10 protein-coding genes are annotated in these 12,273 nt (G+C 64.2%); 5 read left to right on the top strand and 5 right to left on the bottom strand.

Annotated features, from left to right (window positions below):
* Nucleotides 1–22: 22 nt before the first annotated feature.
* Nucleotides 23–457: a DnaJ family domain-containing protein gene (locus tag E1748_RS18275; protein ID WP_133649424.1), complete on the bottom strand. Its 435-nt coding sequence runs from the start codon at nucleotides 455–457 to the stop codon at nucleotides 23–25.
* A 167-nt stretch (nucleotides 458–624) separates the two neighbouring features.
* Between E1748_RS18275 and E1748_RS31520 the strand changes: the two genes are divergently transcribed.
* The gene (locus E1748_RS31520) at nucleotides 625–768 is read left to right on the top strand and encodes a hypothetical protein (RefSeq protein ID WP_166653587.1); all 144 of its coding nucleotides are present in this window, start codon (nucleotides 625–627) and stop codon (nucleotides 766–768) included.
* A 7-nt stretch (nucleotides 769–775) separates the two neighbouring features.
* Here E1748_RS31520 and E1748_RS18270 read toward each other — a convergent pair whose 3' ends face one another.
* The 3 genes from E1748_RS18270 to E1748_RS18260 form a co-directional block, all read right to left on the bottom strand.
* A complete protein-coding gene (locus E1748_RS18270) occupies nucleotides 776–1,396 on the bottom strand; it encodes a 2'-5' RNA ligase family protein (RefSeq protein ID WP_133648572.1) in 621 nt (206 codons plus the stop codon).
* Between the two features lie 69 nt (nucleotides 1,397–1,465).
* A complete protein-coding gene (locus tag E1748_RS18265; protein ID WP_133648571.1) occupies nucleotides 1,466–2,332 on the bottom strand; it encodes an alpha/beta hydrolase in 867 nt (288 codons plus the stop codon).
* Nucleotides 2,329–4,038 carry a tetratricopeptide repeat protein gene (locus E1748_RS18260; RefSeq protein ID WP_133648570.1) on the bottom strand — a complete coding sequence of 570 codons (1,710 nt, stop codon included), beginning with the start codon at nucleotides 4,036–4,038 and terminating at the stop codon, nucleotides 2,329–2,331. The genes E1748_RS18265 and E1748_RS18260 overlap by 4 nt, the downstream gene beginning before the upstream one ends.
* Nucleotides 4,039–4,284: 246 nt before the next feature.
* Here E1748_RS18260 and E1748_RS18255 point away from each other — a divergent pair, with 246 nt between their 5' ends.
* From E1748_RS18255 to E1748_RS31930, 4 genes are all read left to right on the top strand, one after another.
* Nucleotides 4,285–5,547, top strand: a complete 1,263-nt coding sequence (locus tag E1748_RS18255) for an autotransporter strand-loop-strand O-heptosyltransferase (RefSeq protein ID WP_133648569.1) — start codon at nucleotides 4,285–4,287, stop codon at nucleotides 5,545–5,547.
* Nucleotides 5,548–5,597: 50 nt separating this feature from the next.
* A complete protein-coding gene (locus tag E1748_RS18250; protein ID WP_133648568.1) occupies nucleotides 5,598–10,577 on the top strand; it encodes an AIDA repeat-containing protein in 4,980 nt (1,659 codons plus the stop codon).
* 319 nt (nucleotides 10,578–10,896) lie between these two features.
* Nucleotides 10,897–11,220: a DUF1993 family protein gene (locus E1748_RS31935; protein ID WP_205965258.1), complete on the top strand. Its 324-nt coding sequence runs from the start codon at nucleotides 10,897–10,899 to the stop codon at nucleotides 11,218–11,220.
* 4 nt (nucleotides 11,221–11,224) lie between these two features.
* Nucleotides 11,225–11,431 carry a DUF1993 family protein gene (locus E1748_RS31930; protein ID WP_205965279.1) on the top strand — a complete coding sequence of 69 codons (207 nt, stop codon included), beginning with the start codon at nucleotides 11,225–11,227 and terminating at the stop codon, nucleotides 11,429–11,431.
* A gap of 179 nt (nucleotides 11,432–11,610) precedes the next feature.
* Here E1748_RS31930 and E1748_RS18240 read toward each other — a convergent pair whose 3' ends face one another.
* Nucleotides 11,611–12,168, bottom strand: coding sequence for a hypothetical protein (locus tag E1748_RS18240; RefSeq protein ID WP_133648567.1), 558 nt, complete (start codon nucleotides 12,166–12,168; stop codon nucleotides 11,611–11,613).
* Between the last annotated feature and the right edge of the window lie 105 nt (nucleotides 12,169–12,273).

Raw genomic sequence — 12,273 nt, 5'->3', positions numbered from 1 at the left:
GACGGATCGGGATCGGGCGAGTTCACGCGCCGTTCGCTTCGCCGACGACGGTGGCTTCGGCAGCGTCGGACGCACCCTCTGCGGAAGACGACGCTCGTTCCGACAGTCGTTCGGCAATGCGCCGGCAGTATTCGCGCGGCAGCACCATCGGTCCACCGCGCAGCGATTCCAGCGCCATATCGAATGCGAGCATCCGGGCCTGCAGCCGACAGCGTGCCGCGGGGTCGCCGGTGGCGGCCAGTTCGTCGCCCAGATCGCGCAGCGCGCGCAACTGTTCGACGGCGGGCGGCACGAAGCCGGCATTCTTCAGGATACGGTTCGCGACGCGGACCTCTTCGGGGACCATCAGGTCGTCGTCGAGGGCGAGCGGCGCACCGGCGCCGGGCAGGTCGTCGAACGCGCCACGCGCGGCTGCGGCGGCAATCCGTTGTTCGACCAGTGCATCAAGCAATTTCATCATTCATCCACTACATGGCGGCCCCGGCATTTTATCAGGGACCCGCGCAGCGGGCCCGCAGGTAGAGGAAATGGTCGACCTCACGCTTCCGGAATACCGCTGCGAGCCGTTAGACTGGGTTTTCGACGGGTCTTGTCGAAGACCTTGGGCGCTTTAAAGGAGTGTCGATGAAACGGTTTTACCGTCCTACGCTGATCGTCGCCGCGCTCGCCGTCGCGTTGCTGCTGCCGGGTTGCGGGCTGTTTTGCGGTGGTGCGGCGGCGAGTGGCGGCGGCTATGCAGGCGGGTGTTCGACGGGGGTGCGGTTCTAATCGGGCGTCAGGCTCCGTCGCCACCACGCAACGGCCATCGCCCCAATATCTCGTGCCGCGACTCGCCCAGCACGCTATGGATCAGCAGAAATTCACGCACCGGCCAGCCGATAACGGACACGATCTGCCGCTGCACCGGCAGCGTGTCGTATAGCAGCGTCACGTGCGGCGTGAAGCTCGCGCTCCGGCCTGCGAGCGGCCGTCCGTTGGCGCCGCGTTGACCGCCGAACGGCGCAACGAGCGCCTGCCGGAACGCGCTCAGCGCAGCGACACCCGGCGCATCCGCCGCGCCCCGCAACACGAGCGGCTTCTTGCCCGCACGACGCGGGAAATACTCGACGCGATCCAGCTCGACATCGAACGGCGCAGCAACGACGCTCGACGCAATGACGCCTAACGTATCGACGAAATTCCGCGACAACCCGAAGTGATCGCCGAGCCAGAACAACGTGATGTGCAACCGGTCGCGTGAAATCGGCCGCGCAGTCATACCCGCACCTTCGCGCAAACGCGCGACGAGCGCTTCGATCCGCGCCGCTGCGCTGTCGTCGGGACGGATCGCGAAGAAGAGCCGGTCGGTCGGGAGCGGCAGATCATCGAATCCCTCAAGCGTCAGCTGTGTCTTCACGAACGTTCCTCGTGTATGTCACCCAGCGTATGTCGCCTCACCAGGTCACGCCAATTGACACGCCGTATGTCAGTCATCCCGATCGACTCGCGAATCGGTGCTCATGCGCCGCCCATGCATCGCATCAACGAGCGCACTCATCTGCATGCCGTCCGGTTCGGACAGATCGTCGAGCACCGAGAAATGCGTGCAGCCCTGCACCGGTAACCATGTCGCCTGTTCGCCTCGCGTGGCGCACGCGGCCGCATAGTCGCGCGAATGGCGCACGAGTTCCGGCAGTTCGTCACCACCGACCGACACCGTCATCGGCACGCCACGGCCAATGTGACGCAGCGGACTGTACGCATCGATTTCAGTGGACGTCAGTTGCAACGCGTCGTTGAGCCACGACAGCGCGATCGGTTCGAGATCGACGAGCGCACTAATCGGCAACGCATACGTCACCGCCGGATGCGCGCGATACAGCGCAGCCAGCTGACCACCCGCCGAATGCCCCGCGAGACAGACGGGGCGTCCGGCAAAACCCGTCTCGTCGCGCGCAGCCGCGAGATGATCGAGCAGCATGCCGATCTCCGCGACGATCTGCGTCATCGTCGCTGCGGGCGCGAGCGTGTATTCGGCCAGCACGACATTGAAACCGTGGCCGAACGGACCGCTCGCGACGAACGCGAAGTCTTCTTTCACGCAGTTCTGCCAGTAACCGCCGTGGATGAAGATGAACGTCGGCGCATCGGACGCACCGCACGGCAACCAGTCGAAACGCTGTCGCGATCCTTCGCCGTACGCGATGTCGCGTCGTCCTGGCACGCGTCGATAGAACGCTTCGCTTTGCGCGCGAAATCGCGCCATCGTGCCGGGGAAATCGGCGGCGGCCTTCACGTTGTTGTACGCGATGTCGAGTGTCGCGCGATCCATCCCGCGATACAGCGCCGTCATGGTGTCTCCTTCGTTTCTGTGTTTGCGCTCGATGCCGCGATATGTTCACGCAGCGCAACAGCAACCCGCTCGACCACTTCGCGCCAGTCGCCATGACATGTCTGCCGGAACAACCGCACCGAGTTCGGATACCACGGGGACGTGTCATCGCAAAGGTCGCTATCCGGCAACCACCGCCAGTCGACCCAATGCTTCGACAGCATCAACCAGCACGGCTTGCCGAGCGCACCCGCGACATGCGCAATCGCGGTATCCACACAGATGACGAGATCGAGCTCGCTGACGATCGCCGCCGTATCGGCGAAATCGGCGATATGCGGGCCGAGCCGCACGAGCGGCAGATGCGTGCCGCCCTGCATCACTTCGTTGGGCGACTCGTCCATCTGCAGGCTCACGAACGTCGCGCCGGGCACCCACCACAGCGGTGCGAGCGTCGCGAGACCAGGCAGCGAGCGCGCATCGTCATGCTGATGCCCGGCGAAGCCACGCCACACCAGACCGACCCGCAGCCGATGTTGCCGCGAGCGCGCAGGCAACCGGTCGCGCCAGTGCGTCACCCGCTCCGGCAACGCATGCAGATACGGCAACCGCGCGGGAATCGTGTCGAGCGTCGTGCCGCAATGAAACGGCAGGCTCATGAAGAACGACCAGTAATCATGCGGCGCGACCGCCGACGGCACCGTCGCGATTTCGTCGACACCGTCGAGTGTCGCGAGTAACGGCTGCAGCGGCTGCGGACAGATCAACGCGATCCATGCAGCACCGCGCGCTTTCAGCAACGGCACGTAGCGCGCGAACTGGATGTAGTCGCCGTGACCCTGCTCCGGCCAGAGCGCGATCGATTTGCCGTGCAGCGGTTCGCCGCGCCACTGCGCATAAGCGGGCCGCTGGAGATCGGGGCGCAGTTGCGGGTCATGGCGAAACTCGCCGTGCGGCCAGCCCTCCGCGTAACGTCCCTGCTTCAACAGCAGGATCGCGAGATTCCAGTGCGCGTCCGCAAACGTTGGCGCGCGCGCGATCGCAGCGCGGTACGCCGCCTCCGCTTCCGCACGACGCCCGGCATGGCTTAACGCAGAGCCGAGGTTATTCAGCGCATCGACGTGCGCGGGATCGACCGCGAGCGCGCGCGTGAACGCCTGCACGGCGTCGTCGAATCGATAAGTGCGCAACAGCAGCAAGCCGAGGTTGTAGAGCGCGTGAACGTGGTGAGCGTCGGCCTCCAGCGCGCGGAGATAGATCGCCTCCGCTTCGTCGCGACGCGCGGTATCGACGAGGATCGTGCCGAGGTTGTTCAGCGCATCGGCTGCGTGCGGATCGATATCGAGCGCACGACGAAACGCGGCCTCGGCTTCCGGCAAACGTTTCATCCCCATCAGCGCCGTGCCGAGACGATGATGCGCGAGGAAGTAATCCGGATCGAGTTCGAGCGCGCGGCGCGACAGCGCCTCGGCCTCTTCGCGCCGTACCTGATCGATCAGCAGGTTAGCCAGATTGCACAGAAAGACCGGGTTCTCGTGATGCGACAGCGCTTCGCGGATCAACGCTTCGGCTCGCGCGGTATCGCCCCGCAGACCGTGGATCAGGCCAAGCAGATGCAATGCGTCGGCGTGTTGCGGTTCATCGGCGAGCACCTGGCGATAACCGTCCTCGGCCTCCTGCAGACGGCCAGCCTGATGCGCATCGAACGCGGAAAAAAAGAGAGACATGCGACGACCTGCAGTAAGACACAAGGGCAGGCGTCAGGATAACCGCATACGCCCGTCCTTTCGACCACAAGCGATGCACTGCGGTTTTTCGATGATCAAAACCTGCGCTGCGTTTCGTCGCTCCATCGATGCGCCAACACCCCTATCGCATTTCACACCATACAAACTTCAGAAAAGCTGCCGTAAACCGAAAAAGGGCGTACGACATTCCGCCACTTCGAAAGACGCGATACGAACCGAACCACTATGCATATCGATGTTGCCGCGCCAGCCAGCAGTGCTTCCGATGCTCCCGTACAAAGTGCCGTCGCCGGACCATCGCCGGTACCGGCCTATCCGCCACCCGCTAGCGTGCCCACGCAGCAGGGACCGGCCGGCATCCGCTTCGACTTCAACGACGGCTGTCGGGTCACGCTGCCCGCGGGCAACTGGCGCGTCTGCCTGCGCGACTGCGACACCGGCAACGTGCTGTTCGAAACAGACATTGCGCATGGCCTCGTCGCGAGTACGCGGAAGTACTATGCGCGCTTCGAGATCCTCGTCTGGCCACGCGTAGCGCTTGCGCGCGACAGCAAATCGCCGCCGACGTTGCAGCACGTCTACGACGCTTCGGGCAAAGACGTGCTCGTGCAGTTCCCGGTCGGCACGCTCGGCGACACGATCGGCTGGATGCCCTACGCCGCCGCGTTTCAGCGCAAGCACGGATGCCGCCTCACCTGCGCGATGTCCGACAGGCTGATCCCCCTCTTCCGCGACGCATATCCGGACATCGAGTTCGTCACGCACGAACAGGTCCGGTCGCAACGCTATTACGCGACCTATAGCCTCGGCCTCTTCTTCGACGACGAAGAATGCATCCGGCAACCGAGCGACTTCCGTCTCGTCGGATTGCATCGGACGGCGGGCTACATCCTCGGCGTCGATCCGCGCGAGGAACCGCCGCAAGTCGCATTGCCCGACGACACGCGTCCGATCGACGAACCGTACGTCTGCATCGCCGTGCAGAGTTCGACGCAGTGCAAGTACTGGAACAACCCGACCGGCTGGCACGACGTGATCGCGTTCCTGAAATCGTCGGGTTATCGCGTGATCTGTATCGACCAGAAGAAAGTGCACGGCACCGGCATGTCGTGGAATCACATTCCGCACGGCGCCGAAGACGAAACCGGCGACCGGCCGCTCGTCGAGCGCGCGCGCTGGCTCAAGCATGCGGCGTTCTTCGTCGGACTGTCGAGCGGCCTCGCGTGGCTCGCGTGGGCGACGCGCACGCCGGTCGTGATGATCAGCGGCTTCACGCATCCGGTGAACGAGTTTCATACGCCGTTCCGGGTGATCAACTATCACGCGTGCAACAGTTGCTGGAACGATCTGCGCCTGCGCTTCGATCATCACGACTTCATGTGGTGCCCGCGACACAAGGGTACGTCGCGGCAATTCGAATGCACGCGGCTGATCGAATCGAAACAGGTCATCGATGCGATCCGGACGATTCCGGATGCGATTGACTGAACCCGGCATGTACGACAGCACCACACCAACATCTTTGCAAGGGATCGGCAATGAGGATCGACACAACAGGTCCTGACGCGTACTCGGCAACCTGGCGCGACATGACCACGCTGCGGGTCTCCGGCAACGGCGTCTACGGTTATGTGCCCGAGGTCTCGCCACGACGCGCAGCACGTCTGCTGACCGGCCTGCTCGCGACACCGGCGCTCTTCTCGCCGACAGCAGCACACGCGCAAACGACGGTCGCCGCCGGCGTCACGGTCAGCGGTACGACGGTCGGCACGAACCAGACGCTCAACGTGTTCGGCGAAGCGGATTCGTCGACGGTCAACGGGCAAGGTTTGCTGAACGTCGGTTCAGGCGGCGTGACGCGTTCGAGCTTCATCAACCCGGGCGGTGTCGAGACCGTCATGTCCGGCGGCATCGCGTATGCGACGCAGGACTTCGGTACAGAGATCGTCCAGAACGGCGGTCTCACGAGCGGCACGTCGGTCGGTGCCGGCGGACAGCAGATCGTTTCGTCCGGTGCGATCGCCAGCAGCACGATGGTCGGCAACGGCGGCGCGCAAAACGTCACCGGCGGCGGCTTCGCGGCGGCCGCGATCGTCACGAATGGCGGCCGGCAGGATACGGTGTCGGGCGGCATTGCGAGCGGCACGACGCTCTCGAATGGCGGCGCGCAAAACGTGCTCGAGGCGGGTGTCGCGAGCGCGACGACGATCGCCAACGGCGCGGCGCAAACGGTGCTGTCGGGTGGCCTCGCGGTGGCGTCGACGGTCACGAGCGGCGGCCAGTTGCACATCAGCGCCGGCGGCAACGCGACGGGCATCGTGCAACAGAGCGGCGGCATCCTCGTCGCGGATACGTCCGTGGGCAACGTGTCGGGCACCAACGCGGCCGGCACGTTCACGATTTCCGGCGGCGTCGCGTCGGGCGTGCTGCTCGAGAACGGCGCGCTCTTCAGCGTGCTGTCCGGCGGTGTCGCGAGCGGCACGATCATCCACAGCACGCAGCTCGTGATGAGCGGCGGCACGGCGGTGAACACGCAGGACATGTTCACGCAGATCGTGTCGGCGGGCGGTCTCTCGCTCGATACTCACGTCCTCAGTTTCGCGCAGCAGACGATCCTCTCGGGCGGTATCGCGAGCGGCAGCATCGTCGATACGAACTCGCGCGAAAACGTGCTGTCGGGCGGTATCGCGCGCGGCACGACACTCAGCAGCACCGGCGTGCAGGATGTCGACGGCGGCGTCACGTCCGGCACGCTCGTGTCGAGCGGCGGCACGCAGCTGGTATCGGCGGGCGGCATCGCGAGCGGCACCACGGTGTTCGGCAACGGCACGATCGCGGTCGGCTCCGGCGGCACCGCGACCAGCCTCACGCTGAACGCGGGCGCCGCGTTCAGCGGCACGACCGACGACACGTTCGTCAGCGGCACCAATTCGCTCGGCACCTTCACGGTGTCGGGCGGCGTGGCGTCCGGCCTGCTGCTCGAAAACGGCGCTGCGTTCACCGTGACGAGAGGCGGCGTCGCGAACGGCACCGTGATCGGCACGTTCGGCAACGGCGTTGTCGTCTCCGGCGGGCTCGCCGTCAACACGCTGGATTCATCCCATCTGACCGTGTCGGCCGGCGGCATCACGAGCGGCACGGTAGTGTCGAATTTCGGGCTCGAGGACGTCTCGACAGGCGGCGTGACGAACGGATCGCAGGTATCGAATTTTGGGCAGGAGAACGTGTCGTCGGGCGGCGTGGCGAATGCGACGTCGGTCGGCAGCGCGGGAACGATGACCGTGTACGGCGGCGGCATCGCGAACCAGACGACGATCGGTAACGGCGGCACGCAGACGGTGTCGTCGGGCGGCATCGTGAATGCGGCGACGGTTTCTAGCGGTGGCTTGCAGGTCGTGTCTTCAGGCGGTGCGACCAGCGGTACGACGGTTAGCAATGGGGGCGTGCAGACGGTTTCTGCCGGTGGTCTTGCTAGCGCGACGACGGTCACGGGCGGTGGTCAGCAAAACGTGTTGTCCGGTGGGAGCGCGAGCGGTGCGACGCTCGTCGGCGGCGGGACGCAGACGATCTTCGCTGCGGGCAGTGCAACCGGTACGGTCGTTTCGAGTGGCGGCGTGCAGACGGTGTCGGCAGGCGGCGTCGCGAACCAGACGACGATCGACGACGGCGGCCTGCAAACCGTCTCGGCCGGCGGGACAGCAAGCAGTACGACTATCACAAGCGGCGGCCTCCAAAACATCCTCTCCGGCGGCGTCGCAAGCGCCACGACGATCGACCTCGGCGGCAATCAGCGGATCGCGAGCGGCGGCGAAGCGAGCGGCGCGATCGTGCTGAGCGGTGGACAGCAGACCGTGTCGTCGGGCGGCATCGCCAACGGCACGCGCGTCGACGACGGCGGCACGCAAACACTTTATCAAGGTGCGATCGTGTCGAACACGATGGTCGGCAGCGGCGGCGCGCAGTATGTGTCGTCAGGCTCGACGGCGAGCGGCGCGCAACTCGCGGGGGGCTCGCAGTACGTATCGTCCGGTGGTGTGGCGACCGGCACACTGATCAGCTCAGGCGGCACGCAGAACGTGCTCGCCCTCGGGGTCGCGAACGGTGCGCATGTCGAATCAGGTGGCGTCCAGGCGGTGACGTCGGGCGGCGTGGCAAACGCGACTGTCGTCGATGGCGGTGGCACGCAGCAGATCGGCTCGGGCGGCATCGCGAGCGGCACGGTGGTCGGCAGCGGCGGCGTACAAACCGTCGACGCAGGCGGCACTGTTTCGTCGGCGACGATGATGGCGGGCGGCATGCAGATCGTTTCGTCGGGCGCGGCAACGAGCGGCGTCGCGCTGAACGGCGGCTCTCAGAGCGTGCAGTCGGGTGGCATCGCGACTGCGACGAGCGTCGGCTCGGGTGGTCAGCAATTCGTATCGGCGGGCGCCCTCGCCTCTGTTGCCACGGTGGCAAGCGGCGGCACGCAGACCGTGTATGCCGGCGGATCGACAAACGGTGCACAGGTAGCCAACGGTGGATTGCAGGATCTGTTCGGCACCGCGGATCTATCGGTCGTACAAGGCACGCAGATGATTCACGCGGGCGGCGTCGCGAGCCGCACGACGATCGACGGCGGCGCGCAGACGGTGATGTCCGGCGGTATCGCCAACGGCACGACGCTGGTCGCTGCGTTGCAGACGATTTCGTCGGGCGGTATCGCGAATGCGACGACGGTCAGCAGCGGCGGCCGACAGACGGTGGCGAGCGGCGGCATCGTCAACGGCACGACGATCGCGCAAGGCGGCACCGCGCAGATTTTCGGCACGCTGAGCGGCGCGACGATCGACGCAGGCGGCACGCTGCAGATCGCGGGCGGCAGCATCGCAGGCAATCTGACAAACAACGGGTCGCTCGTCTTCAATCGCGCCGACGATGCGCGCTACGCGAACTCGCTGTCGGGCAACGGCACGTTTGCGCAGGCAGGCGCCGGCACGCTGACGCTCACGGGCGACAGTAGCGCGTTCGCCGGCTCGACGGTCGTCAGCGCGGGACAGCTCGCTGTCGGCGATGAGGCGAGCCCGACGGCGAAGCTCGGCGGCAACGTGCAGGTCGAAGCGCACGGCACGTTGCTCGGGCACGGTGCGGTGCTCGGCTCGATCGCCAACGACGGCGTCGTGCAGCCAGGCGGTTCGATCGGCACATTGAGCGTGATGGGCGACTACGTGCAGCAACCGGCCGGCACGTTGACCATCGAACTGAATCCGACCTCTGCTTCGAAGCTCGCGGTGAACGGCGCCGCGACGCTGAACGGTGCGCTGCATCTGCTCTACGATCCCGGCACGTACGCGACGAGCAAGACCTATGAAATCGTCTCGGCGACGACTGTGCATGGGCAGTTCACCACGGTAAGCGCGGATGGTGCGGGGGCTGCGCAGGTTACGCAGAGTGTTGCGTATGGGGCGACGACGGTCGATCTCGCTGTCAATGCGGTTCAGAACACGGGCACAGATCCGGGTGCTGGCACAGGCACAGGTACGCAGCCGGGTCAGACAACGCCTCCGCCGGTGACCGTCGTTGCGCCGATCGATACCAGCATCTTCACGGCGCTCGGTTCGACCGCGCTGCTCGCTGGCGAAGCGTCAGTGACGCAGTTGCTGCGGCATCAGGCGCAGCGTTGCGATGACGGTGGTGCGGACGCGCGTTGTGCGTCGGCGGATGGGTCGCTGTGGGTGGCGAGTTCCGCCGATCGGCTCGCGCTACACGGTGCGGCCGGTGGTATTCCGGGCTTCAATGTGAACCAGTATCAGTTCACGGCGGGCGCGGACTGGCGACGTGGGGCTTATACGTTTGGTGGTGCAGTGGGTTATGGGCACAGCGATCTGTCGGAGAGCACGACGGGTGACGATGGTCGTATCGATACGCTGCGGGCGTCGTTGTACGGGTCGCGTCATCTGGGGCCGGTCGTGCTGTCGGCGGTGGCTTCGTACGGCTACGACGATATGCATCTGCGTCGTTCGTTCGGTGCGGTGGGTACCGCGAATGGCGACACGGATGGGCATGAAGTCGAGCTCGGCACGCAGCTTAGTCTGCCGATGCCAGTGGGTTCTTTCGTGCTGACGCCGCATGTCGGCTTTCTGTACGGCTATTTTCGGGGTGGCGTTTTTGCGGAGCATGGCGCGGGTGGGCAGGATCTGCGGGTCGGTGCCGATACTGCGCATAGTGCGCAGCCGTATGTGGGCGTCGAGCTCGATCGATCATTTGGTGAAGGTACGCGTCGGTTGACGCTGCAGTTGAGTGTCGACTATGCGCAGGAACTGGCGCGGCGCTCGCGTGCGGTTGATGTGTCGAGTGGAGATGGGACGGTGTTCGCTGCATCGGGTGTGCCGTTGCCGCATGGGAGGTTGATGACTTCTGCGCGGATCGCGGGAGCGCTGACGCCGAGTGTTGAAGTTAGCGTGGGGTATTCGGGGTGGCTTGCTACTGGGGGTGGGCGGTCGCAGCAGGGGGTGGATGTGATGGTGAGGCGGTCATTCTGAGCGCGTGCGACATGTATCGTGATCGGGGCGATATATGGCGACGTTCGCTGGGATCAGAAGCGGACGCCATCGCCAGGACGCCCGTTTATCCGGACCGGATCACAGGGCGCTATACGTTGGTAATGGCTAGCCCTGCTCCTGTCACGCTCGCCGTCTTGACGCGGCCTAGCCTGTTATCAGTTTTGTGTTCAAGGCGTGGCATGTGAAGGCAGCGAGTCGGCAAGCGCCCAGATTGGGTCATTCAATCAACTTAAATGGCCGCCTGGAAGCAGCTACAGTGTGAACCCCAAGCGAGCCAACCCGGGTAAAGGGGAAACCGATGGCAACATCCTTCTACGACCTTAGCGTGCCGACCTTTCTGCAGACAGTGAGCGCTGTCGCAGGCTTCCTTGCACGCACAGTCACGCATTGCACCGAGACTGCCTCCGACCCTGAGGACATCGTGCGTGCGCGTCTCTTCCGCGACATTTCCCCCTTCCATTTCCAGATCGAAGCCCTTGCGCACCATTCCGTGTGGGGATTGGAGGCGGTGAAGAACGGCGTGTTCGCGCCGCCTGCCCTGGTCGGACCGATGCCCTTCGCTAATCTGCAGGCTATGATTCATGAGGCTGAGGCAGCGCTGAAGGCACTCCCGATGAGGTGAACGGCTGGGGCGGCAAGGCTCTCGACTTGAAATCGGCCCGCGACGGCTCGCCTTCACGTCGGAAACCTACATCCTCTCGTTTGCACTGCCCAACTTTCATTTCCACGCCGTTACCGCTTACGACATCCTGCGCATGCGAGGCGTGCCGCTCGGCAAGCGCGATTACGAGGGTCGGCTACAGACCAGATCGTCATCTTCGATAACTATGTGACCGATCTCTCAAGGGTCTATGTCGAACTGACGAACGTGCAAAGCACCTGCAACTCGAATAAGGCCCCGACTTGACGAACATGTCGCGCCGGTGATTCACCAGCGCGATCGTCGATTGTTCTTTTCAGTGAAGTCGTTGTCCGCCGGCACCGGCCGCGCCCCAATCGCTACTGTTGAAGTTCATTGAAGCCGTGCGTTATTTATGCGGTCCACGATGAGCTCACAGAATCGCTTAAAGTCACGATCGCTCTGGAATGCGAAGCGCCTGAAATCGAAGTCCTGCCCGTTGAAGTCGAAGTGAAAATATCGATCGGCGCGGTGGACCCACTCGGAACGCCTGTTGCCCGGCGGCAATTCGCGCTGACCGGCATCGCGGACGGCTACAAAGGGAATCACGACAGGGTCGCTCGAACCCAATTGCGCCCGATAGATCCTGATGTGGGTCGAAGTAATGACGACTCGACGTGCAAGTCGCGGCCCGATCAGTGTCCAGACAAAACAACCCAGCGCCACGATGGTGAAAAACGCGGCACTGAGGGCTTGCCGCTGTTCAAAACTTACTCCCATCGCTCGCCACGCGAACCAGCGCAATCCAACCCAGGGATGATCGCTAGCCCCATACATATAAACGGCGGCGATAAAACATATCACCGTCACGCTTACACTGGCCCAGAATCGACCAGCCAGCACAAATTCGGTCTTTAACTCGTCACTCGCCTGCGTTTGTATAGTCGCCATCAAGGACTCCCCCGACATCAACAAGGTGACAGATTTATTGTGGAGCAATAAATCCTGTATGGCTACATGCATACACGATCTATCGATCAAATCGAACCAGGCTTA

The organism is Paraburkholderia flava (assembly GCF_004359985.1).
In the GTDB taxonomy this organism is placed as follows: Bacteria; Pseudomonadota; Gammaproteobacteria; order Burkholderiales; family Burkholderiaceae; genus Paraburkholderia; species Paraburkholderia flava.
Note: the sequence above shows the minus strand (reverse complement) of the source record. Positions and strands in the feature narration are given on the sequence as shown.